This is a genomic window from Burkholderia sp. L27(2015), from assembly GCF_009765705.1.
Taxonomy (GTDB): domain Bacteria; phylum Pseudomonadota; class Gammaproteobacteria; order Burkholderiales; family Burkholderiaceae; genus LMUX01.
The window spans coordinates 490,065-513,345 of the sequence record NZ_LMUX01000009.1 but is presented as its reverse complement, the minus strand read 5'-3'; the positions used below and the strand labels follow the sequence as shown (position 1 = coordinate 513,345).

25 protein-coding genes are annotated in these 23,281 nt (G+C 59.7%); 18 read left to right on the top strand and 7 right to left on the bottom strand.

Going from position 1 to position 23,281, the window contains the following annotated elements; genetic code table 11:
• The first annotated feature begins 5 nt into the window (after positions 1 to 5).
• The 6 genes from paaC (at position 6) to GSQ77_RS07045 (ending at position 5,017) form a co-directional block, all read left to right on the top strand.
• Complete coding sequence (gene paaC / locus GSQ77_RS07070; RefSeq protein ID WP_254067489.1) at positions 6 to 803, top strand: 1,2-phenylacetyl-CoA epoxidase subunit PaaC; 798 nt, start codon at positions 6 to 8, stop codon at positions 801 to 803.
• 68 nt (positions 804 to 871) lie between these two features.
• Positions 872 to 1,414: a 1,2-phenylacetyl-CoA epoxidase subunit PaaD gene (paaD, locus tag GSQ77_RS07065; protein ID WP_254067504.1), complete on the top strand. Its 543-nt coding sequence runs from the start codon at positions 872 to 874 to the stop codon at positions 1,412 to 1,414.
• 6 nt (positions 1,415 to 1,420) lie between these two features.
• Positions 1,421 to 2,509 (top strand): 1,2-phenylacetyl-CoA epoxidase subunit PaaE, encoded by a 1,089-nt coding sequence (paaE, locus tag GSQ77_RS07060; protein WP_158900416.1) that lies wholly within the window; start codon positions 1,421 to 1,423, stop codon positions 2,507 to 2,509.
• Between the two features lie 177 nt (positions 2,510 to 2,686).
• Positions 2,687 to 3,478, top strand: coding sequence for a DUF1835 domain-containing protein (locus tag GSQ77_RS07055; protein ID WP_158900414.1), 792 nt, complete (start codon positions 2,687 to 2,689; stop codon positions 3,476 to 3,478).
• Between the two features lie 50 nt (positions 3,479 to 3,528).
• Complete coding sequence (locus GSQ77_RS07050) at positions 3,529 to 4,143, top strand: TetR/AcrR family transcriptional regulator (protein WP_158900412.1); 615 nt, start codon at positions 3,529 to 3,531, stop codon at positions 4,141 to 4,143.
• Positions 4,144 to 4,378: 235 nt separating this feature from the next.
• Positions 4,379 to 5,017 carry a GNAT family N-acetyltransferase gene (locus GSQ77_RS07045; protein WP_254067503.1) on the top strand — a complete coding sequence of 213 codons (639 nt, stop codon included), beginning with the start codon at positions 4,379 to 4,381 and terminating at the stop codon, positions 5,015 to 5,017.
• Positions 5,018 to 5,025: 8 nt separating this feature from the next.
• Here the strand turns inward: GSQ77_RS07045 and GSQ77_RS07040 are convergent, their stop codons facing one another.
• The gene (locus GSQ77_RS07040; protein ID WP_158900408.1) at positions 5,026 to 5,553 is read right to left on the bottom strand and encodes an Lrp/AsnC family transcriptional regulator; all 528 of its coding nucleotides are present in this window, start codon (positions 5,551 to 5,553) and stop codon (positions 5,026 to 5,028) included.
• Between the two features lie 147 nt (positions 5,554 to 5,700).
• On the opposite strand from GSQ77_RS07040, the gene hppD reads away from it, so the two are divergent.
• A complete protein-coding gene (hppD, locus tag GSQ77_RS07035) occupies positions 5,701 to 6,804 on the top strand; it encodes a 4-hydroxyphenylpyruvate dioxygenase (protein WP_158900406.1) in 1,104 nt (367 codons plus the stop codon).
• Between the two features lie 135 nt (positions 6,805 to 6,939).
• On the opposite strand, the gene GSQ77_RS29170 is transcribed toward hppD, so the two are convergent.
• Entirely contained in the window at positions 6,940 to 7,116 is a 177-nt protein-coding gene (locus tag GSQ77_RS29170) for a hypothetical protein (RefSeq protein WP_174246397.1), read from the bottom strand.
• A gap of 363 nt (positions 7,117 to 7,479) precedes the next feature.
• On the opposite strand from GSQ77_RS29170, the gene GSQ77_RS07030 reads away from it, so the two are divergent.
• Positions 7,480 to 11,076, top strand: coding sequence for an indolepyruvate ferredoxin oxidoreductase family protein (locus GSQ77_RS07030; RefSeq protein WP_158900404.1), 3,597 nt, complete (start codon positions 7,480 to 7,482; stop codon positions 11,074 to 11,076).
• Between the two features lie 96 nt (positions 11,077 to 11,172).
• Here the strand turns inward: GSQ77_RS07030 and GSQ77_RS07025 are convergent, their stop codons facing one another.
• On the bottom strand, positions 11,173 to 12,411 hold the full coding sequence (locus tag GSQ77_RS07025) for an MFS transporter (protein WP_158900402.1): 1,239 nt from the start codon (positions 12,409 to 12,411) through the stop codon (positions 11,173 to 11,175).
• A 417-nt stretch (positions 12,412 to 12,828) separates the two neighbouring features.
• Here GSQ77_RS07025 and GSQ77_RS07020 point away from each other — a divergent pair, with 417 nt between their 5' ends.
• The 9 genes from GSQ77_RS07020 (at position 12,829) to GSQ77_RS06980 (ending at position 19,861) form a co-directional block, all read left to right on the top strand.
• The gene (locus GSQ77_RS07020; RefSeq protein WP_158900400.1) at positions 12,829 to 13,515 is read left to right on the top strand and encodes an orotate phosphoribosyltransferase; all 687 of its coding nucleotides are present in this window, start codon (positions 12,829 to 12,831) and stop codon (positions 13,513 to 13,515) included.
• Between the two features lie 280 nt (positions 13,516 to 13,795).
• Positions 13,796 to 14,350 (top strand): YbhB/YbcL family Raf kinase inhibitor-like protein, encoded by a 555-nt coding sequence (locus GSQ77_RS07015; RefSeq protein ID WP_254067502.1) that lies wholly within the window; start codon positions 13,796 to 13,798, stop codon positions 14,348 to 14,350.
• A 205-nt stretch (positions 14,351 to 14,555) separates the two neighbouring features.
• Entirely contained in the window at positions 14,556 to 15,125 is a 570-nt protein-coding gene (locus GSQ77_RS07010; protein WP_158900398.1) for a flavodoxin family protein, read from the top strand.
• Between the two features lie 198 nt (positions 15,126 to 15,323).
• A complete protein-coding gene (gene argC / locus GSQ77_RS07005) occupies positions 15,324 to 16,271 on the top strand; it encodes an N-acetyl-gamma-glutamyl-phosphate reductase (protein WP_158900396.1) in 948 nt (315 codons plus the stop codon).
• A gap of 126 nt (positions 16,272 to 16,397) precedes the next feature.
• Positions 16,398 to 17,102, top strand: a complete 705-nt coding sequence (locus GSQ77_RS07000) for a response regulator (RefSeq protein WP_158900394.1) — start codon at positions 16,398 to 16,400, stop codon at positions 17,100 to 17,102.
• 107 nt (positions 17,103 to 17,209) lie between these two features.
• Positions 17,210 to 17,485: a hypothetical protein gene (locus tag GSQ77_RS06995; RefSeq protein ID WP_158900392.1), complete on the top strand. Its 276-nt coding sequence runs from the start codon at positions 17,210 to 17,212 to the stop codon at positions 17,483 to 17,485.
• Between the two features lie 128 nt (positions 17,486 to 17,613).
• The gene (locus tag GSQ77_RS06990) at positions 17,614 to 18,330 is read left to right on the top strand and encodes a LysE family translocator (RefSeq protein WP_158900517.1); all 717 of its coding nucleotides are present in this window, start codon (positions 17,614 to 17,616) and stop codon (positions 18,328 to 18,330) included.
• A 23-nt stretch (positions 18,331 to 18,353) separates the two neighbouring features.
• Positions 18,354 to 19,286, top strand: a complete 933-nt coding sequence (locus GSQ77_RS06985) for a 3-hydroxyacyl-CoA dehydrogenase family protein (protein ID WP_158900390.1) — start codon at positions 18,354 to 18,356, stop codon at positions 19,284 to 19,286.
• Positions 19,287 to 19,339: 53 nt separating this feature from the next.
• Positions 19,340 to 19,861, top strand: a complete 522-nt coding sequence (locus GSQ77_RS06980; protein WP_158900388.1) for an NUDIX hydrolase — start codon at positions 19,340 to 19,342, stop codon at positions 19,859 to 19,861.
• A 68-nt stretch (positions 19,862 to 19,929) separates the two neighbouring features.
• Here GSQ77_RS06980 and GSQ77_RS06975 read toward each other — a convergent pair whose 3' ends face one another.
• From GSQ77_RS06975 to GSQ77_RS06960, 4 genes are all read right to left on the bottom strand, one after another.
• Positions 19,930 to 20,109, bottom strand: a complete 180-nt coding sequence (locus tag GSQ77_RS06975) for a hypothetical protein (RefSeq protein WP_158900386.1) — start codon at positions 20,107 to 20,109, stop codon at positions 19,930 to 19,932.
• 446 nt (positions 20,110 to 20,555) lie between these two features.
• Positions 20,556 to 20,981 (bottom strand): organic hydroperoxide resistance protein, encoded by a 426-nt coding sequence (locus GSQ77_RS06970; protein WP_158900384.1) that lies wholly within the window; start codon positions 20,979 to 20,981, stop codon positions 20,556 to 20,558.
• 198 nt (positions 20,982 to 21,179) lie between these two features.
• On the bottom strand, positions 21,180 to 21,647 hold the full coding sequence (locus GSQ77_RS06965; protein WP_158900382.1) for a MarR family winged helix-turn-helix transcriptional regulator: 468 nt from the start codon (positions 21,645 to 21,647) through the stop codon (positions 21,180 to 21,182).
• A 72-nt stretch (positions 21,648 to 21,719) separates the two neighbouring features.
• Positions 21,720 to 22,193 carry an Lrp/AsnC family transcriptional regulator gene (locus GSQ77_RS06960; protein ID WP_158900380.1) on the bottom strand — a complete coding sequence of 158 codons (474 nt, stop codon included), beginning with the start codon at positions 22,191 to 22,193 and terminating at the stop codon, positions 21,720 to 21,722.
• Between the two features lie 790 nt (positions 22,194 to 22,983).
• On the opposite strand from GSQ77_RS06960, the gene GSQ77_RS06955 reads away from it, so the two are divergent.
• Positions 22,984 to 23,277 (top strand): H-NS family nucleoid-associated regulatory protein, encoded by a 294-nt coding sequence (locus GSQ77_RS06955; RefSeq protein ID WP_158900378.1) that lies wholly within the window; start codon positions 22,984 to 22,986, stop codon positions 23,275 to 23,277.
• The last annotated feature ends 4 nt before the right edge of the window (positions 23,278 to 23,281 follow it).

The following is a 23,281-nucleotide window of genomic DNA, read 5'->3' as shown; positions in this document are numbered from 1 at the left end:
CGACCATGACCGAGCAACATCTGGCGTATATCCTGCGCCTCGCCGACAACGCCTTGATCCTGGGCCAGCGCAACAGTGAATGGTGCGGCCACGGCCCGGCACTGGAAGAAGATATCGCGCTATCCAACATCAGCCTCGATCTGATCGGTCAGGCACGCCTGTTGTACGCCCACGCGGCTAGCCTCGAAACGGCCGCCAGCGGTGCAGCGCGTACCGAAGACCACTACGCATACTGGCGCACCGAGCGCGAATTCGCGAACTACACGTTAGTGGAGTTGCCGCATTACGGCCCGCTCGCAGGCACCGCGCATGCCGAAAAAGACTATGCGGTCACTATCGTGCGCAACTTCCTGTACGCGACCTTGATGTCGCACCTATGGCCGGCGCTGGAGCAATCGAGCGATGCACAGTTGGCCGCCATTGCTGCCAAATCGATCAAGGAAAACCTCTACCACGTCCATCACGCCGCCGACTGGCTCGTGCGCATGGGCGATGGGACCGAAGAATCGCACCGTCGCGCCCAACGCGCGCTCGATTACCTGACGCCATATACCAACGAGCTGTTCAGCGTCGATCCGCTCGAAGACAGCGTTGCGCAGGCGGGTATCGGCGCGCGCAATGGCGAACTCAAAGCCGCGTGGCTCGCCGACGTCGAGGCAACTCTGGAAGAAGCAACCTTGAGCTTGCCTGCGCCGGGTGGCTACACGTCTACCGGCAAGCTCGGCATCCATTCGGAACACATGGGCTTTTTGCTCGCCGAACTGCAAAGCGTGGCGCGGCAATATCCCGGCGCTCAATGGTGAACGCGATGCACACGCCCATACTTGACATGCAACCGGAAACTTCGGGCGCCACAGCCAGCGGCACGACTATGGCTGCGGCCGCTGACGACGTTGCACTGGCGCAAGCATGGGCGATACTGGAATCCGTCCCGGACCCCGAGATTCCGGTCGTCTCGATAAGAGAACTTGGCATTTTGCGCGACGTACGACGCGCGGACGATGCATCCGGCGCCCTGGAGGTAGTCATCACCCCGACTTACTCCGGATGTCCGGCGATGGGCCAGATCAAGCAGGACATCGAAAGCGCCATGACGGCCGCAGGTCTCATCTCGTTTCGCGTCGTGACCGTGCTGGCTCCCGCCTGGACCACCGACTGGATAACGGCCGAAGCCCGCGCCAAACTCAACGCTTACGGCATTGCGCCGCCGCAAGGCGACCGGCCCATCGCGCCCGGCACCGCGCAACCACTGCGCTTCGTCCCGCGACGCGGCAGCGTGGCCGACCAGCCGCCCTGCCCGCATTGCCATTCCACGCATACCGAGCGGCTTGCGCAATTCGGCTCGACCGCGTGCAAAGCCCTGTATCGCTGCCTCGAATGCCGCGAGCCTTTCGACTACTTCAAACCTTATTGAGCTCTCATGGCGACTCCGCAATTTCATTCGCTGCGCATCCGCGACGTCCGTCCCGAAACCGCCGATGCCGTCACGATTTCGTTTGAAGTCCCCCCCGGGCTGCGCGACGCATTTCGCTTCAAGCAAGGCCAGTTCGTCACGCTGAAAACGCACCTCGATGGCGAGGAGATGCGCCGGTCGTACTCGATCTGCGTCGGCGTAACCGACTACGATCGCGACGGGGAATTGCGCATCGGCGTCAAACGTGTCCGTGGTGGTCGCTTTTCGAACTTCGCGTTCGACACACTGAAGGCGGGCCACGCGATCGAGGTCATGACGCCCGACGGCCGTTTTTTTACGCACCTGAACGCCGGCCACGCGAAAAACTATGTCGCGTTCTCCGGCGGTTCGGGCATCACTCCGGTGCTCGCGATCATCAAGACCACACTCGAAGTCGAACCCACCAGCCGCTTCACGCTGGTGTACGGTAACCGCAGCGTCGACGCGATCATGTTCGCGGAAGAACTCGAAGACTTGAAGAATCGCTACATCACCCGCTTTTCGCTGTACCACGTGCTGTCGGACGATCTGCAGGATATCGAACTGTTCAACGGCGTCCTGGATCAGGATAAATGCGCAGCGTTGCTCAGCTCGCTACTGCCGGCTGACAGCATCGACGAGGCCTTTATCTGCGGTCCCGCGCCGATGATGGATGCCGCCGAAGCCGCACTCAAGGTCGCAGGTGTGCCATCTGAGAAAGTGCATGTCGAACGCTTCGGCACACCGCTGCCGCAGGCAGGCGTACCCCCGATCGAAATTACCGACGACACGCCCGCGGCCGAACTCGAATTGGTTCTCGACGGCAAGACCCGCAAGCTGCGCCTGCCCTATCAGGGCGTGAGCGTGTTGGACGTCGGGCTGCGCGCGGGCTTGGCGTTGCCCTACGCGTGCAAAGGCGGCGTGTGTTGCACCTGCCGCGCTCGCGTGCTCGAAGGCGAAGTCAAGATGGACAAGAACTACACGCTCGAACCGCTGGAAATCGAACAAGGATTTGTCCTGACCTGTCAGTGCCACCCGATCAGCGATCGCGTGGTGATCAGTTACGACGAGCGATAATTTGTACGAGGCACGCCGATAGAGATCGAGCCCGCTGAGCCCGAGTAACCCGATCCGATTGAAGCTCACCTGGAGCGCCCCGGGGTGGGCAACTCAAAATGGCATACAATCCGCAGACCGGCAGGTTTGCCGGTTCCTGACGGGGCTTCCGTTATCGTTTCGAGTGTTTGCGTTCCCATGAGCTATACCCACATCGTCAACGGCGACGTCGCAGCAGCCGTGCTAAGTACCGCCCTACTTGAAGCTGGCAGCACAGATTCCGTCCTGACCCTGCGTGACGATCTGCCCGTCGGTCCATTGAAATCGATCGATGACGACCATGCACTGCGCGCCGCATTCTGGAAACGCGTGATGGGCCACACCGATCGGGACGTGTTCACCGAATTCGAGCAGGCGGCAGCGCGGCTCACGGCGCTGGTCAACGACGAATCGCCGGTCGTGATCTGGCACGGCCAAAGCGCGGGCGACCAGTTGGTATTGCGTCGCATCGCTTATCACTTGCGCAATACGCCCCAGCGCATCAACGAAATCGCCCTGACGCCCCAGGAACTGGAGAAACCCGAGCTCTGGACCCATCGTCCTACGGCAGTCGGGCTTTACACGCCGGCAGCGCTGCAGAGCCGCCTGAAGACGATCGCTCCCATATCGATCCTGCGCATCGGCCGCCTGGCGCTCGAGTGGCAAGAACTTAAGCAAATGAACACCGATCTGCGACGCTGGCGCACCAACACCTTCGAAAGCGGCAGTTATAGCGAAATCGACGCGCTGATTCTTGACAGCCTCACCGACGACTGGCAGCCGTCGGCGCAACTGGTCGGTCAAATCGTGGGCCTCGCGCGTGGATTTTTTGCAACCGACGTGCTGATCTTCTGGCGTTGCCGTGAATTGGCGGCCACCGGACGTTTGTCGCTGCGCGGCAACTCGATGCAGATGCGCAGCAGCGAAGCACGCGCCATTGCCTACGCGTGAGCCGACCCAACCTCGTCGCAACCTACTGCGCTTAACCCCGAAAAGCATTCATGGCTCGCACCAAAGCGCCCGATCACGAATCCCAGCGTGAGCAGATCCTCGATCTGGCCGCCGACAAGTTCGCGCAAACCAGCTATCCGAGCACCTCGATGGCCGACTTGGCGACCGCCAGCGGCACATCCAAGGCACGCCTTTACCACTATTACGATAGTAAAGAGGCGATCTTGTTCGACCTGCTGGATCGCTACACCAAGCGGCTGATGCTGATCATCGCCGAGGTAGAAGCGTCGGGCCAACGCCGCGGGCTATCCGAGCGCGACACCTTTCGCGAATTGATCCGCGCCTTTCTCGCTGAATACGAGACCTCGCACAGCCGCCATATCGCCCTGCTTTACGATGTCAAATATCTGGCCATCGCCCAGCGCGACCTGATCCTGAACCGCCAGCGCGATGTCGTCGCCGCCTTCACCCGCCAGTTGGTGCGAGCTTATCCGGACGACATTACGCGGGATAATCAAACGCCGTTGACCATGATGCTATTCGGCATGATCAACTGGACCTTTACCTGGCTCAAGCCGGGCGGCCCCATGGGGTATGGCGACTTTGCCGAAGCGGTGATCAAGGTCATCGAAAACGGCCTGCCGGGGATGAGAGCCGCGCCATAGCGTGTCGGCGCGTGCGTGTGGGTGCATGCGTGTGGGTACATGAGCGCGCGCGGGCCGCAACCGCCGACTCCCGGTTCAGTAGCGCCGTTTTAGACCCCTCCCTCCAATCCTAGGGTTTTCCCTAGGATTCCCTGCGATTTCATATATAATAGGGTTGTCGCGGCTTATCGCCGCCAGCCGTATGAATCAGCAGGAGCGTAATGTGAACAAGCCGAGTAACTCTCTAACCAAAGCCCTGGCCGGGGCTCAGGATCGTGCGATCACGATTCCGGCCCGTGCGCCCGCGATGGTGCGCGAGCTGACCTCCGCCGACCGCGAGCGCCTGCTCAAGCACTTTCTTGCCCTGGGTGAGGAAGACCGGATGTTGCGTTTTGGCCAAATCGTGCCAGATCACGTAATCGAGAACTATGTAGGTGGCATCGATTTCACGCGGGATACGGTTTTTGGCGTATTCGACGGCGATCTGCGAATTGTCGGCGCTGGTCACCTCGCGTATCTGGCGGAAACGGAAAAGGGCCGCACCGCCGAACTCGGCGTTTCGGTTAGCGAGAACGCCCGTCGGCGCGGTATCGGTTCGCGCTTGTTCGAGCGCGCCGCCATCCGCTCCCGCAATACGCGCGTCACCACGCTGTATATGCACTGCCTGTCGCGCAACGCGACGATGATGCATATCGCGAAAAAAGCCGGCATGAAAATCGAATATGCGTACGGCGAAGCTGACGCGTATTTGTCGCTGCCCCCGTCCGACTCTGTCAGTGTCATGACCGAATTGCTGCAGGAACAGGCTGCGGTGTTTGATTACGCTGTCAAGCGGCAAACGCGCAACGCGACACGGTTCTTCAGCGCCCTAGTGCCGGCGGCTTGCGCGGGCTGAAATCGCCCTTAAAGCAGCGGCAGCGCCGTTGTCTCCTTGATGCACTTCAACGAAAAGCTGGTTTTCACGTCGATGACGCTCGGGTGATGTAGCAACTGATCCTGCACAAAGCGGGAAAAGTGCGCCATGTCCTCGACGTGCACGCGCAACAGGTAATCCATGTCTCCCGTCATCGCATGGCAGGCCACCACTTCGGGCCATTGCGCGATCGCCGCGCTGAACAAGGCCGCATGCGACTGATGCCGGTCTGTACCGACCCCGCCGACCGTACGCTCACCACGCGATTCACTCGTCAGAGCACGCTTTTCGAGCCTCACATTGACATAGGCAAGCAGGCCCAGCCCTAAAGCGTTGGCGTCCAGCAACGCGACATAGTTCCGAATCACGCCCAATTCTTCAAGCCGGCGTATGCGCCGCAGGCACGGGCTGGGTGACAAATTGACGCGTTCGGCCACCTCTTGATTCGACAAACGCCCGTGCTCCTGAAGAATGGCGAGAATTCGCCGGTCGATCGCATCGAAATCTTCCTTGGCCATTAATGCCCTCAATTCGAATAAATTCGCAATAAAATTGCCAGAACTGCCGATTTCTTGATTATATTCGCAATCTTTCACGCACAAGGCGGGCATACACTAAACGCATCTTGAAAATAGGCGAACGTGCCGTGCATCCAGGAGACAAGTATGCAAAACCCGCTGTGGGAGAACCCCGTCGGTACCGACGGTTTCGAATTTATCGAATACACCGCTCCCGACCCACGTGCATTGGGCCTGGTATTTGAAAAACTGGGCTTCACTGCCATCGCGCGCCATCGCCACAAGGACGTCACGCTGTATCGACAAGGCGGCATCAACTTCATCATTAACGCCGAGCCGGACTCGTTCGCACAACGCTTTGCCCGTCTGCACGGCCCGTCGATCTGTGCCATCGCACTGCGTGTGCAGGACGCCGGCAAGGCCTACCGCTACGCAGTGGAACGCGGTGCCTGGGGCTTCGACAACAAAACCGGCCCCATGGAACTCAACATACCGGCGATCAAAGGTATCGGCGATTCGCTGATTTATTTTGTCGATCGCTGGCACGGCAAGAACGGTGCCCCGGCCAACAGCATCGGCAACATCAGCATTTATGACGTCGATTTCGAGCCGATCGCCGGCACCGACCCGAATCCAGTCGGTCGGGGTCTGACCTATATCGATCACCTCACGCACAACGTCCACCGTGGCCGCATGCAGGAGTGGGCGGAATTTTACGAGCGTTTGTTTAACTTCCGCGAAGTACGTTATTTCGATATCGAAGGGCAGGTCACCGGCGTCAAGTCCAAAGCGATGACCTCGCCGTGCGGAAAAATCCGCATCCCAATCAACGAAGAGGGTTCAGAACAAGCCGGTCAAATCCAGGAGTACCTGGACGCTTATCACGGCGAAGGCATCCAGCACATTGCGCTCGGCAGCGAAGATATCGCCGCCACGGTGGACGGCTTGCGCGACAACGGCATCAAACTGCTTGATACGATCGAGGCTTATTACGATCTGGTCGACAAGCGCATTCCGAACCATGGCGAGAATCTTCCCGAACTGCGTCGGCGCAAGATTCTGATTGACGGCGCGAAGGACGATCTGCTGCTGCAGATTTTCACCGAGAACCAGATCGGCCCGATCTTCTTCGAGATCATTCAGCGCAAGGGCAACCAGGGGTTCGGTGAAGGCAATTTCAAAGCGCTGTTCGAATCGATCGAGCTCGACCAGATTCGACGCGGCATAGTCCAGGCTAAAGCACCCGCCTGAATACGCTTACGTTCACGGCTAGCGTTGTGATTGAGTGGTGACCTGCTCCAACGGCCTGAAGAGGCCTTGGAGCTGTGTTGCGTGGTGGGTGTCGCGTCACATGACGGTCTCGTGCGCGAGGATGAGGTTCCTGGTTTATTTTTCTATCGAATCGGATCGTTCGTTGATCCGCGCGGTGCTCGTCACCCGTGTAACCGCATGGGTTGCATTGGCCGAAGTCACAACACGTGTGTCGTTCGGACGTGCCGACGCGTTCAGCGCGAAAAATGCGGCCGATACCATCAGAAAAGATTGAATGTGACGTTTATCCATAAAGCGACTCCCTATATTTACTCTTACCTCTGCTCTTACTATCCGGCTCGCGTATTCCGCTCGCCGGGCGTTCGCTGGTAACGAGCACGAGCAGTTAGACAGAAATGCCGCGGGCAGTTCAACAAGCCGCGAGGCGTTACAGTTACACCTCGTGACAGGGGTGCCCTGCGCGCCGGCGAACCTGCCGTAACGTCAGTTGGGAATTACCCTCGACGCCGCCGCACATGTTTGCCGGGCTTGGCGCCCCAGTGCTACCATCGAGTAAAGCACAACAATATGACAACCCGTGGTCTGGCCGTTCAAAAGACAGGCCCGACCTTCTTCGTTTTGGTGATCCCAAATCCTGGGTGAGGAGTACCACAGATGAATGCCCCGCTTGACGCCGCACAACTAGCGAAGCTAGAAGCCGCGTTATCTCAAGTCACGTTAGACGATAAATACACACTCGAAGCCGGCCGCGCCTATATGAGCGGCATTCAGGCCTTGGTGCGCCTGCCGCTATTGCAGCGTCAACGCGATGGCGCCGCCGGACTGAACACCGCCGGATTTATTTCGGGCTATCGCGGCTCGCCGTTGGGCGGCTTGGATTTGTCGCTGTGGAAAGCGCAGAAACACCTTGCGGCCAACCAAGTGGTATTTCAACCCGGCGTGAACGAAGACCTCGCCGCGACCGCTGTGTGGGGTTCGCAGCAGGTCAATCTGTACCCGGGCGCCAAATTCGATGGCGTGTTTTCGATGTGGTACGGCAAAGGCCCCGGCGTCGACCGCACCGGCGACGTATTCAAGCACGCCAACTCAGCCGGTTCCTCGCGCCACGGTGGCGTCCTGGTCTTGGCCGGCGATGACCATGCCGCCAAATCATCGACGCTCGCTCACCAGTCCGAACACATTTTCAAGGCCTGCGGGATCCCGGTACTGTATCCGTCCAACGTACAGGAATACCTCGATTACGGTTTGCATGGCTGGGCCATGAGCCGCTACTCGGGCCTGTGGGTGGCGATGAAATGCGTAACGGACGTCGTTGAATCGTCGGCCTCGGTCGAGATTGACCCGCATCGCGTCGAGATAGCCCTCCCCGACGATTTCATCCTGCCGCCCGATGGCCTGAACATACGCTGGCCCGATCCGCCGCTGGTTCAGGAAGCACGGTTGCTCGACTACAAATGGTATGCGGCGCTCGCCTATGTGCGCGCCAACAAACTCGACCGAATCGAGATCGAATCGCCGCAAGCGCGCTTTGGCATCATGACCGCCGGCAAGGCTTATCTCGACGTGCGTCAAGCGCTCTGCGATCTGGGCCTGGACGACGAAACCTGCGCGCGCATCGGTATCCGCCTGTACAAGGTCGGTTGCGTCTGGCCGCTCGAGGCGCATGGCGCGCGTGCGTTTGCCGAAGGCCTGCAGGAAATCCTGGTGGTCGAAGAGAAACGTCAGATTCTCGAATACGCGATCAAGGAAGAGCTGTACAACTGGCGCGACGACGTACGTCCACGCGTGTACGGCAAGTTCGACGAGAAAGACGGCGCCGGCGGCGAATGGTCAGTACCCATGGGCAAATGGCTGCTACCGGCGCACTACGAGTTGTCGCCCGCCATCATTGCCAAGGCCATCGCCACTCGCCTCGAAAAATTCGACATGCCGGCTGATGTCCGCGCGCGCATTTCCGCACGCATCTCGATCATCGAAGCCAAGGAAAAATCGCTGGCGCTGCCGCGTGTCACGGCCGAACGCAAACCGTGGTTCTGCTCCGGTTGCCCGCACAACACGTCGACGAATGTACCGGAAGGCTCGCGCGCCATGGCCGGCATCGGCTGTCACTACATGACGGTCTGGATGGATCGCAACACCAGCACGTTCAGCCAGATGGGCGGCGAAGGCGTGGCCTGGGTCGGCCAGGCGCCGTTCACCAACGAACCGCACGTATTTACCAACCTCGGCGACGGCACCTTCTTCCATTCGGGCCTGTTGGCGATTCGCGCGGCTATCGCAGCCAAGGTGAACATCACCTACAAGATCTTGTATAACGATGCGGTCGCGATGACGGGCGGCCAACCGGTCGACGGCGTCATGACCGTGCCGCAAATTACCCACGAGCTGCGTGCCGAAGGGGCAAGCAAGATCGTGATCGTTACCGACGAGCCCGAGAAATATACGCAGGCGAGCCGGCTGGCCGAAGGCGTCACGATCCACCATCGCAGCGAACTCGACACGATACAGCGTCAGTTGCGCGAACTGGGCGGCACTTCGATTCTGATTTACGACCAGACCTGCGCGACCGAAAAGAGACGGCGCCGCAAACGCGGCAGCTACCCCGACCCGGCCAAACGCGCGGTCATCAACGAGGCAGTTTGCGAAGGCTGCGGCGATTGTTCGGTCAAGTCGAACTGCCTATCGGTCGAGCCGCTGGAAACCGAATTCGGCACCAAACGCCAAATCAACCAGTCGACCTGCAACAAGGATTTCTCGTGCGTCAACGGTTTCTGCCCGAGCTTTGTCACGGTAGAAGGCGGTCAGTTGAAAAAGCCCTCCGCTTCGGCGTTCAAGCTCGATAACGCGTCGGCACTGCCGCCGCTGCCGGAACCGGAATTGCCTGAGATCACCACGCCATACGGCGTGCTGGTGACGGGCGTGGGCGGCACGGGTGTGGTGACGATCGGCGCGTTGCTGGGAATGGCCGCCCACCTCGAAAACAAAGGCGTAACCGTTCTCGACATCACGGGTCTCGCGCAGAAGGGCGGCGCTGTGATGAGCCATGTCCAGATCGCGCAACAGCCACATGACATCCACGCAACGCGTATCGCGATGGGCGACGCCAGCTTGGTGATCGGTTGCGATGTCCTGGTGACGGCAGGGGATGAAGCGCTGTCGCGAATGAGCGAACGCACCCGGGTTGCCGTCAATGGCGCCCCGACGCCCACCGCCGACTTCATCAAGAATCCGCAATGGCGTTTTCCGGGATCAAGTGCTGAAAGCGACATTCGGGCAGCCATCGGCGACGCCTGCGCGTTCATCGACGCAAACCAGCTTGCGCTGGCGCTGGTGGGTGACGCGATCTATACCAATCCCTTCATGCTCGGCTACGCCTGGCAAAAAGGCTGGGTGCCGCTCTTGCATGCATCGCTGGTACGCGCCATTGAACTCAACAACGTGCAGGTCGACAAGAACAAGGCCGCCTTCGAATGGGGGCGGCGCGCCGCCCACGATTTGGCAGGCCTGCAGGCCTTGATCGCTGCAAAGCCGGTCAAGGCGACGGCCGGTGGCGCGACAAAGGTGGTCAGCCTGCATACGCCGAATGCGCTTGAGGCCTTGGTCGTCAAACGCGAGCACGCACTCAGGAGCTATCAGAACGATGCCTATGCGCAGCGCTATCGTCGCGTCGTCGATAAAGTACGTGCGGCTGAATCGGCGCTGGCCGACGCGGGTACCATGCTGCCGCTGACCGAAGCGGTCGCCAAGAACCTGCACAAGCTGATGGCCTACAAGGACGAGTACGAAGTGGCGCGTCTGTATGCCGATCCAGCATTTGTCGAAAAAATCCGCGACAGCTTCGAAGGCGACTGGAAATTGCATTTCTATCTTGCACCGCCGTTGCTGGCCAAGCGTGACGCGCATGGGCATCTGGTCAAACAGAAATTCGGACCGTGGCTCTTGCCGGCATTCCGCGTGTTGGCGAAATTGAAGTTCCTGCGTGGCACGGCGCTCGATATTTTCGGCAAGACCGAAGAGCGCCGCACCGAACGCGCATTGATCGGCGAATATATCGCCCTTGTCGACGAACTGGTTGCAGGCCTGACGGTTGGTAATCTGCCGCTGGCCCTGGAATTGGCGAATCTGCCCGATCAGATCCGCGGCTTCGGTCACGTGAAGGAAAACAACCTGAACGCGACACGCGTCAAATGGGAAGCGCTGCTTGCCCGCTGGCGTTCGCCCGAAGGCGGCAAGCACCAGCGCGTCGCCTGAAGTCGCTTGAAACTGAGGTACGTCGGTTGGGGTAGGTCGGCTGAGGTACGTTGCTTGAAGAACGGGGCGCTGAGCTTATCAGCGCCCTTTTTCATCTCACCCTAACGCAATTCCCCGGCGCTCCGGGATCAACCACACGGTTGCGCCGAGATCGAGCACGTAGATGCTCGCCAGCAGCGCGATCGCCATGCTAAAGCCGTAACGCGTTGCAATCGCCCCGACCACCAGCGGCCCGAAGCCGCCCACCGCACGACCGATATTGAACAGCACGTTCTGCGCAGTCGCACGCACGGCCGTTGGGTACAACTCGGAAATCAGCGCGCCGTAGCCACCCAGCATGCCGTTGACGAACAGGCCCATCACCGCGCCGCCAAACAGCAGCGCCAGCGGCGTCGTAAGCTGCGCATACACCAGCACCATCACGACCGCCCCGAACTGATAAGCGATAAACGCCGGCTTGCGGCCGACCCGGTCGGCGAGCGCACCGAACGCGACGATCCCCAGCGCCATCCCCGCCACCGTGACCGCGGTCCACAAACCCGAGCGAGTCAGCGAATAGCCGAACGTGCGCGCCAGATAACTGGGCATCCAGATCATCAACCCGTAGTAACCGAAATTCTGTACCGAACACAAAATGACAATGCCCAGGCTAGCGCGCGCCGTCGCGGCGTCGGCCACCAACAAACGTAGCGATGCAGCTAGCGCCTGCGTTTTATGCGTGCGGCGGGATTGCACAAACAGTTCCGGCTCGGCCAGGCGCCATCGCAAGCCAAACGACACCAACGCCGGCAACAAACCCACAGCGAACATCCCGCGCCAGCCGATAAGCGGCAATAGCAATGGCGTTAAGAGCGCCGCGGCCAACACACCGCTCTGCCAGCCCAGTCCGACCCACGATGACGCACGCGCCCGATACGACGCCGGACAGGCTTCAGCCGCGAGCGCCATGCCTATGCCGAATTCGCCGCCCAGACCGATGCCGGCAGCACTGCGGTAGAGCAACAGATCGTCATACCCTCGCGCCAGCGCGCACAGCCCGGTGGCTACCGCGAATAGCAAGATCGTCCAACTGAGCACCCGCACGCGTCCGTAGCGGTCGCTCAATGCACCGAACCCCAAGCCGCCAACTACTGCGCCAATCAACGTCCAGGTCACCAATGCGCCGCCTTGGGCCGGGCTCAGATGCAGTTCAAGCGCGATCGCCGGCAGCATGAAGCCGAGGATCAACAGGTCGAAGCCATCCATCGCATAGCCCACCGCCGAAGCGAACAGCGCGGCGCGCGCGTACGCAGTGAGCTTGGAGGGCGCAGCGGGCGCCGTGGCGGTTGAGTTCATGAGGGTGTAGTTATCGCAACGTGGAGCATGGGAAGGCCGGTAATGGCAACGCGAACCATGGGGGAGCGTCGGCCAAGGGAGGTGAGTCGGGCACGCGAGCGCAAAGTGGCGAGAGTTTAGCGGTGCCCAGCGCCCCGCGACAACCTAAAAAAAAACGCAACCTTCGTTCTGCCGGCGGCCAGCAAGGGCCGGCCACGCTTGCCGTCGGCCCAGACTCGACGGGCACCCCGGGCAAAGATAAGCCCAGCACCGCTAACTCAGGTAAAATTCCGCCTTACGTGTGCAGGCCGCAATCTCCCGGACACGCGTCCTGCCGCCGCACCGAGGGGTCTAGCGCCAGAACGCAGGGCGCTGCGCGCCAGGCACTCAGTAACGGGCTCTCGCCCCTCCCGCCCCCGCACATCTTAGGATTCGCCCATGATAGGCATCGATCGCAAAACGATCTCCGACATTACGGCCAAGAGCCTGCTTGAAGTCCAGGCTGTTCATTTCAACGCCGAAAAGCCGTTTATCTTCACGTCAGGCTGGGCCAGCCCAGTCTACATCGACTGCCGCAAGCTGATTTCATACCCGCGCGTGCGCCGGGCGCTGATGGATATGGCCGAATCGGTCATTCTGTCGGACATCGGCTTCGAACAGATCGACACGGTGGCCGGCGGCGAAACAGCTGGGATTCCATTCGCAGCATGGATCGCCGAGCGCATGATGCTGCCGATGCAATATGTACGCAAGAAACCGAAGGGCTTCGGGCGCAATGCGCAGATCGAAGGCCACCTTGAACCGGGCTCGCGCGTACTGCTGGTCGAAGACTTGACCACTGATAGCCGCAGCAAGATCAATTTCTGCCAGGCGTTGCGCGACGCCGGTGCCGTGGTGAACCATGTGTTCGTCGTGTTTCATTACGACATCTTCAAGGAAAGCCGCCAGGTCTTGAAAGATATGGACGTCCAGTTGCATGCGCTGGCGACTTGGTGGGACGTGTTGCGCGTGGCCAAGGAGTCGGGCTACTTCGACACCAACACGCTCACGGAAGTCGAGAAATTCCTGCATGCACCGGCTGAATGGTCGGCCGCTCACGGCGGCGCGACCACTGCACCGCAGTAAGGTCACTCGATCGCGACAGACCAAGCCGCCCACCCGGGCGGTTTTTTTTGCTTTTTTCAAAAAGAAATAGATGTGGCGGTTTGAACGAGTCCTTGATGCCATCCATTTGGGGCCATGCTAGACTTATTCACAGTCGACGCAGCGTAGCGCAGTGTGACGACGGGAGTGTGGCGCCAGATGAGCGCCGCGCCCGATGCTGCGCCGCGACCGCTCAGGCGGATGCAGGATTGCGCTTCCGAGCATCCTATCTTTGCAACGAGTTAGAGACCAAGTGCACAGGATGACCAGCATGCGGCGCGGCCTGATCACGCTACTCGGTTTCGCCTTGATTATGCCGGCCGCCCACGCGCAACCTGCCTTTTCGGTGGATAGCCCGACCTTGCAGCCGCAAGGCCCCATGCCGCAGGCGCAGATCCAAAGCAACTACGGCTGCAGCGGCGCCAACCACTCGCCGCAATTGGCCTGGCACAACGCGCCGCCCGGCACTCGCAGCTATGCCGTCACGATCTTCGACCTCGACGCGCCGGGCCATGGCTGGTGGCACTGGGCCGTGTCCAACCTCCCGCCCAATCTGGACGGATTGCCCGAAAATGCCAGCGCATCAGGTCTGATCGACAAACTGGGCGGCGTCGAATCGCGCAACGATTTCGGCGACGATGGTTATGGCGGTCCGTGTCCCCCGCCGGGTAAGCTCCATCACTACCTGATCACCGTATATGCGCTTAACGGCACCGACACGCGGTTGTCTACGGGTCGACCCGCGCCGATGTTCGATCATGAAATCCGGATAACCGCACTGGCCTCAGCGAGTATGACGGTAACGTACCAACGCTGACTGGCTCCGAAGGCCGCGCCCCAGGTTGTTATGCTCGTGTAACCTCTTGCGGTTATGCTGTCGTCGGGCATGCGTCTGCAGCACTTCCCGCTGTCCCGACAGTGGATATCCTGCGACCCGTCCTCGGCCCATTGGACTTTCTGCGAGCGCCGTTGGATAAGGGCGGCGTCGAATCCACTGCTTTCCCCTTATCGAGGAGATGCTCGTGTCAAAAATTGTCATCGTGTTTCACAGCGGCTACGGTCACACCAAGAAACTTGCCGAGGCGGTGCATCAGGGCGCGCAACACGCCGGTGCCCACGCCACGCTGCTGCCGGTAGCGGAAGTCGATGACGCCGGTTGGGCGGCCCTGGAAGCGGCCGACGCGATCATCTTTGGCGCACCCACCTACATGGGCGGCCCGTCAGCCGATTTCAAGAAATTCGCCGACGCCAGTTCCAAGCCTTGGTTCGCCCAAAAGTGGAAAGACAAAATCGCGGCCGGCTTTACCAATTCCGCGACGATGAATGGCGACAAATTTTCGACGATTTCCTATTTGGTTACGCTGGCTATGCAGCACAGCATGATCTGGGCGGGCACCGGCATGATGCCATCCAACACCAAGGCCGCCACGCGCGACGATCTGAATTTCGTGGGCGGCTTCACCGGCCTGCTGGCGCAGTCGCCGGCCGACGCCTCGCCCGAAGAAGCGCCGCCGCGCGGCGACCTTGAAACGGCCAAAGCCTTCGGCGCGCGCATCGCCCATGTCGCGTCTCGCTGGAATGGCCGCGCCTAGCGCCGCGCGAGCACCTCAAAATCCTTTAAAATAGCGTTCCTGCACGCGCGGCTCTCGCGAGTTGCGATGTTGGCGTAGTAGGCGGGCCCGAGCGTGGCCCGATGTTGACCGGCTTGCGGCCGATGAAATAAGTTCGCGGCGCGAATTAAGGACGCAAGTCAGGGCGCAAGTTCGAGGCACGAGTTCAAGGCATATAAAATGACGACCAAGGTATTTGTTGACGGACAAGAAGGCACCACCGGGCTGCGGATTTTCGAATATCTGGCGGCTCGCAAGGATGTCGAGATCCTGCGTATCGATGAAGCGCGGCGCAAAGACGTGGAAACGCGTCGCGCGCTGATCAATGCGTCGGACGTCACCTTCCTGTGCCTCCCCGATACCGCCTCGCGAGAATCGGTGACGCTGGTCGACAACGCCAATACCTGCGTCATCGACGCAAGCACGGCCTTTCGCACCGTCGATGACTGGGCCTATGGCCTGCCCGAATTGAATCCGGGCCAACGCGATCGGATCCGTGCGATGAAACGCATCGCGGTTCCCGGCTGCCATGCCTCCGCTTTTATCCTCGCGGCGGCCCCGCTCGTAGCGGCAGGATTGGTGCCGGCCGATTATCCCTTGAGCAGCTACTCGATCACCGGCTACAGCGGCGGCGGTAAGAAAATGATTGCCGAGTACGAAGCCGGCGGCAATGCGCGGCTCGATAGTCCGCGCGCCTATGCGCTCGGCCTTAACCACAAGCATCTGCCCGAAATGGCAGTGCGCGCCGGCCTGAGCATGCCCCCGCTCTTTACGCCTGTGGTCGGCAACTTCTACAAAGGCCTCGCGGTCACGACCTATTACCACCCGCGGCAGCCCGGCGGCAAGCTTGACGCTCAAGCCTTCCATGCCTGCCTGGCCGACTATTACGAGGGTGAAACGTTTATCAACGTCGCACCGCTCGATCATCCGGACAATCTCGACCAAGGGTTTTTCGACGTCCAGGGCAGCAACGATACCAATCGCGTCGATTTGTTCGTATTCGGCGATGGCGAGCGCCTGATTACCATCGCACGACTGGACAATCTAGGCAAAGGGGCATCGGGCGCCGCCATCCAGTGCATGAATCTGCATATCGGCGCGGCCGAAACGGAAGGGTTGATCGGCTAGCCATCGCGAATCAGCCAAACGGAACACTTCCAGGAGGCTTAAATCAGCCTCGATGCGTTGTTTTACCCGGCACTTCCCGCTAACGTAGTCGATCTGCCTGAACAGGCGCTTAACGGATCGGAGACGATGGCTAGAGGACTCCGGATTCTGGTCGCGGATGATCACCCCCTGATGCTGGCGGGAATAGACGCGACTTTTCATCGCAGCGATGTGGCCAGCCGCGTGACGCTGGTCGAGAACGGCTCGGGCATCGTGGCACATCTTGAACAGCAGCCTTGCGACCTGCTGATCACCGATTACTCAATGCCCGACCCTCACTGCGGCGACGGTCTGCAATTGCTCAGCTACCTGCGTCGACGGTTCCCCAAGCTGCGCATCATCGTGTTGACGCTGATCGATAATCCGGCGCTGCTGCGCTCGATCATCCGGCTGGGCATCTACTCGATCGTGAGCAAAAAGGACGCCTCCTCGCTGGTCATCAAGGCCGTCCAGGGCGCCATGCACGGTAAGCCCTACCGCTCCCCGGCGATCATGGCCGCACTCGCCGCCGCCACGGCCAAGCAAGCGCTACATGGCACGTCGCTGCTATCCAAACGGGAAAGCGAAGTCTTGCGCCTCTACGCGGAGGGGCTCAGCGTCACCCAGATCGCGATACATCTGAAACGCAGCGTCAAAACCATCAGCGGCCAGAAAAAAGGGGCATTCAACAAGCTCGGCATCCAGCACGACGCCGAATTGTTCCGTTATGTGTTCGACTCGGGTTTGTGCGCCGCTTCGCGTCCGACGCGTGTCCAAGTAACGCCCGGCGCCCGGCGCGTGCCAAAAAAATAAGGGCACCTGCCTTCATCCGTCCCCGATCACCGCAACAAAATCAGCCCAAGGTCGCCGCAGCGCGGTCGGGTGCGTACAATAACGAATTGACCTGACTGGATAGACGCGTGAAAAAGACCGACATCGAAAAAAACAAAGCCCTTAAGCTCACCAATAGCCTGAAACGCTCCGACGCCATGCGCGGTCCAGCCGACAACGCACCCAAGCCTGATCGCCGCGAACAGCGTCGCCTGGATCAGCAACTCGGCCTCGTGCCGTTCGCCTGCAAGCTCAACGATAAGCTGGTCGAGCGGCTAAAAACTCGCGCCGTCGCGCAATCCGGCGATTTGAATGCGGTTGTCGCGGAATTGCTGACGCGCGCGCTGGATCTGAGCGAGGCTTAAGGTACCGCCCGAGGCATCGTTTGGCGTCGCGCTTGGGGTCGCGCTTGGGGTCGCGTTTGGCCCCGCGCTCGGGCAATGTGTTCGCGCGGCGAGCATCGATGCAAAGGGACGAAGACAAGGGGAGTGAGATGGGTTGGCATCTTTGGTGGATGTATGTAGCAACGGTGTTTGTCGTTTCGGCTATTCCCGGCCCTAACATGCTGCTGGTCATGACGCACAGCGCCCGCTTCGGCATGCGCACTTCCGTGGCGACCATGGCCGGCTGTCTCAGCGCATTGCTGCTGATGTTCAGCATTTCCGCCGCCGGACTCGGCGTGTTCTTGAGCGCGTGGCCCACGCTGTTCAACGTGTTGCGCTACGCCGGCGCAGCCTACCTGATTTATCTGGGAATCAAAAGCTGGCGTAGCTCGGCCGATGCCCTCAATTCATCCGACCGACTGGACCCGCTGGCGCCATCGAGCGTTGAACCCAGGTCCGTTGATCTTGACGCCGCCGGTCTTAACACCACCCGTCTCAGCCCGGGTTCTGTCAGCCCCGCTCACCGCAGCCTCGCCACTCTGTTCCGCAGCGGTTTTCTGGTCGCCAGCAGCAATCCCAAAGCGATACTGTTCGCGGCGGCGCTGTTCCCGCAATTCATCAGCGAACTCGCGCCCAAGCTGCCGCAGTTCGCCGTGCTGATCGCGACGTTTGTCGTGATCGAAGTCAGTTGGTACGCCGTCTACGCCGGTTTCGGTTCGCGCATCGGCGAACAACTGCGCAGCCGGCATATCGCACAACTCTTCAACCGCCTTACCGGTGGCATTTTCGTCGGCTTCGGCGCGATGATGGCGCTGGTGCGTCACTAAACGAAATTTCGCGGAACATTGCCATGAAAGACAAGGCCATCGGCGTCGTCGGCGCCGGACTGATGGGTGTGGGGATTGCCACCCGCTTCGCGCAGCACGGTTACGCCAGCGCCATCTACGACGTCAGCGCGGAACGCGTCGATGCGGCCCTGGGCGTTGCCGCTGCGATCCTCGATGAATTGCTGGGAGCGGGGCGAATTACCGCGGACGCCCGCGCAAGCGCACTGCGTTTGCTGCAACCGACGCACGATCTGAGCGATCTGGCCAGCGCTCGCTTCGTCATTGAGGCGGTGCCCGAAAATCTTGAAATCAAGCATGCCACCTATCGCGAGCTCGAAGCGCTCATTGCACACGACGCCATCATCGGCAGCAACACCAGCGGATTTCCGCCCGACTTACTCGCCCCGCACCTCAAGCACCCGGAACGTTTTCTGGTGACGCACTTCTGGAACGCACCGCACACGATTCCCCTCGTGGAGATCGTGCCGGGTAGCGCCACTGAAGCGACGCTCGCGCACAAGGTTGCCGCCTTGTTGAGCGCCATTGGTGCCAAACCGGTGGTGCTCGAAAAAGCGATTCCCGGTTTTATCGGCAACCGCCTGCAATATGCGGTGTTGCGCGAAGCCATGGCGATCGTGCAATCGGGCGCGGCCAGCGTTGAGGTCGTCGATGAGGTCATGAAGGCTTCGCTGGGGCGGCGTTACGGCCTGATGGGTCCGTTCGAGATCGCCGATCTGGGTGGCCTCGATACGTTTCTGGCCATCTCCGAGCATTTGATGCCTGAGCTCGCGCACGACCAGGATTGCCTGGACGTGCTGAGGGCGCAGGTCTCGCAGGGGCGCACGGGCATACGTTCGGGCGCGGGCTTTTATCAGTGGGACGACGCGCGGCGCGCCCACCTCAAAGACATTCGTCGCCACCAGTTACGCGGCGAGACGATAGCCGATGAAGAGTAAGCACCTGTGAACGCCGTGGCGCATGGTCTGGTAGTGGTGTCAGGGGCGCCCTGGTGCGCAGGAGCCGAGGGCCGGAGACCGTGAGCAAAATCACGTCCTGCGGCGTAGTCATCCTCAATGAGGAGGGTGAGGTATTACTCGCCCACGCGACCGAAACCACGCACTGGGACATCCCCAAGGGCCAGGGAGACCCCGGCGAATCCTACGTCGATACGGCTTTGCGCGAGACCCGGGAAGAAACCGGGCTGCAAATCGATCCGGCGCAATTGGTCGACCTCGGCCTGTTCAGTTATCGACACGATAAAAATCTCTATCTGTTCGCAACTCGACTCAGCCGCATCGAGGCCGACATCGAACGTTGTGTCTGCGTGTCGGAGTTCCCGCGGCGGCGCGATGGCCAGATGATTCCTGAAATGGATGCGTTTCGCTGGGTAGCGATCCGAGATGTGGACGCTTACGCGAGCAGCAGCTTGTCGCGGCTATTTGCGCAAAAGCTGTCACTGACCGACTTGCATCAGCGCCTGCCGCAAACAGCCGACATGACAGCCTCGGGCTCCGCCACCTCTGCCAGCTAAGCCAACGAAGTTACTTGCGACGGCCTGCTGGCGGTGCTGCACGCCACAGCGTCGACATCGGTTCAGACTTAGCGGGGGTCGCCGTCGCACTTTTGGTCGAGGTTTTTGACGAGCTCGTCGTGGTCGAACCAAACATCGAGGTCATCGAGCGGCCTCCGGGCAAACCGTGACGAATCGGGCGCGTTGAAAACATAGTGCGACTCCTGACAACCGTAAATGCCGGCGGGCCGCGATGGATTGCGCAGCACGAACCTCTCGGCCAAATTTTCTAGACATCACAAGCGGCAAGGCCACCGAGATGCCACTGATCCGCGCTCCAGCATTCCGCCGGTGAGCGTGAGCTTGCGCGCGAGCAATACGAATTAACGTTGCTCAACGGCGCATGAAATACGATCCGAGGGTGCACAGAAAAAAACGTGATGCGCACCGTTTGCCTGAGGGCAAGACGGTGGCCAGGAATATAGCGCTACGTCTTGCTCATACAGGCAGAAACTCAGACCGATGACGGTAACTGATGCTGTCCAAGGCGACTGCCCCTGCTGTGGAAACGTGCGCATTGTATGGATCGCTGCGCTTCAAAGTCAATCATTTTTATGGATAAAAAAATCGACCCGTAGCGGCACCTGCCACGACGGGTCGATTTGCTGGTCCAGCTGCGGATTGCGGTGAGTTTCCACCCGCCATCCAGCAAGGCTTAAACCACCGTCAGCGTCACGTCGATATTGCCGCGCGTTGCGTTGGAATACGGACATACGATGTGGGCTTTTTGCACCAAAGCTTCGACGTCGGCGCGGGCCATCCCGGGAGCCGAGATCTTCAGTTCCACTTCGATGCCGAAGCCGGTCGGGATTTGGCCGATGCCGACCGAGCCAGTGACCGACAGGTCTGCGGGCAGTGCGATTTTTTCGCGCCCTGCCACAAATTTCATAGCGCCGATGAAACACGCCGAGTAGCCGCTGGCGAACAGTTGCTCGGGATTGGTGCCCACTGCCCCGGAGCCGCCCAGCTCACGCGGGGTGGTCAGTGCAACATCGAGCACTTTGTCCGACGAGACGGCGCGACCGTCGCGACCACCGGTTGCAGTTGCGTGAGCGGTGTAAAGAACTTTTTCGATCGACATGGTGAAGATTCCTTTCAGTGTGGGTTGAGAAATTTTTTAGGATCGAGATCCTTGCTACAAGTTATAGCTATGTCATTACAGCTTTGCTTACCTTCTTCCTTGTTCCATAATTCGGCCCAGCAAATTGTGCACTATTAAATAGCGTGCGATATTAAAGAGAAAAACACCCGCGATGACTACCTCACCTCATTGGCCTTATCAGCCAAAACTTTCACGCAGCGCCTCGAGTTGCTGCTTGATTCTAGTCAACTCGTCGAGTGTGCACCGCGTCTTGCAAAAAGCCCCTTGCGGCACGCTCGCCGCGCGCAGCTTCAGCGCGCGCCCTGCATCGGTCAACGTCACGATGACTTGGCGCTCATCGTTCGCTGCACGTATCCGGTCGATGAACCCCGCTGCCTCCATACGCTTTAGCAGCGGCGTCAACGTAGCCGAGTCGAGAAAGAGCCGCGCGCCGATTTCTGAAACACTGAGCGAATCGCGCTCCCACAACACCATCATCACGAGATACTGCGGATACGTCAGCCCCAGCGGCGTGAGCAACTTGCGATAAACCTTGTTCATCGCCAGAGCAGTCGAATAAACCGCGAAGCACAGTTGCTCATCCAGCAAAAGCGAAGGGGCCTCGGATGGGCTGTCTGACTCTTCAGTGGCGGGCTTCGTGTTCATGGACAAAATATATATCGTGCACTATCAAATAGCAAGCTATTTAAACAATTTTCTTTTCGACGGGCTGTTCGATCACGCGCCCACCAGCTCCAGCGGCAGCACGGTGGTCGACTTGATCTGCGAGAGCGCGATCATGGTGTTGACCTCCTGCACCATGGGCAAGCGTGACAAGCGCTCGAAGAAAAACCGCTCGTACGCATGGACGTCCGGCACGATCAACCGCAGCAGGAAATCGACATTGCCGAGTAGTACGTGGCATTCCATGATTTCGGGAAACTGCTGGATGGCGGCCGAGAACTCTGGCAACGCGTTGCGTGAATGGCCGTTGAGCTTGACGTGGGCGAACAGCATCATGTCCAGGCCGACCTTTTTGCGGTCCACCAGTGCAACCCGCTGGATGATCACACCGTCTTTCTCAAGTCGCTCAATACGACGCCAGCATTGCGACTGCGACAGCCCCACTCGCTCGCCAACCTCGGCCGCGGAAAGCGAAGCATCCTGCTGCAAAAGCCCAATGATCTTTTTGTCGAACGTGTCGAGTTGCATGGTAGTGATCGTATCGTGAAGAAGAGGGGGAAACGACATTATTTACATCTTAATCGCATCTATCACATGAATCATTCGTAATTTTCTCTAAAAAACATGAATCATGCGTATTTTGTCGAAAATGCGGTAGTGAACGCGAAACAGCTACGGTTCTCTTCTTCTACCATGAGTCATGGGTGAAATCCGAACCGAGTGTCGTTGGTTCGGCGGCTTCACCCAAGCAACCGGGCGCCGGATACCCTGCGGTAGTCAGGGCCGGATGCGCAAATCCGCACAACGGCAATGCGCATCCGGCAGCTTTTTTTACGGTCCGAATGACGCCAATCTCAATTTCTCGGCGCTTGTCCTTTATCCTGCCCGCAATCCCGTTCTCGAAAGCTCTCGTCGCAGCACCACCTCGCGGCAACTCAGATCGCCTCAAACCATCCCGTCGAAACGCAACGAAGTCGACGACGCTGTGAATTTCTAACCGAACTTTCAACCGCCTCACTGTTCGCTTTAAAAAAACTTTCTTCTCAAGCCCGGCCTAATTCACGTCTAAGCCATGCCAAACCGACGCGCTGCCGCCCACAGGTTGACGCGGCGTGGAATCGGCCCGCGCACGAGCTATTTCCAATCCGCTTGAACTTTTGCTGTTTAGTCGATTCAAATATCCAGTTAATCGGATAAAGGCCATTCGTCCAGTCTCCAGGCTCAGTTAGTTTTATCCGGAGCAATAAACTCGCTACGCGTTTTTAGAGACAGCGAGCCTGGGCTTTTATCCTCGCACTCACGAGTCAAAGGATCTTAAATGGCAACGTACAAAGAGTTGGAAGCTGAATTGGTCAAGCTGAAGGCGCGCGCTGAGGAAGTGCGGAAGCAGGAGTTGGGCGCCGTGATGGCAGACATCAAGCAGAAAATCGCCGATTACGGCATTACAGCGGCGGACCTGGGTTTCTCGACGCGCGGGCGAGAAACCGCCAAGCCCAAGCATGCGATTGCGCCGAAATACCGCAATCCGCAGACTCAGCAGACCTGGAGCGGTCGCGGTCGCCCGCCGGCATGGATCTCCGAAGGCACTCGCGAACGGTTTCTAATCAAATAAACGC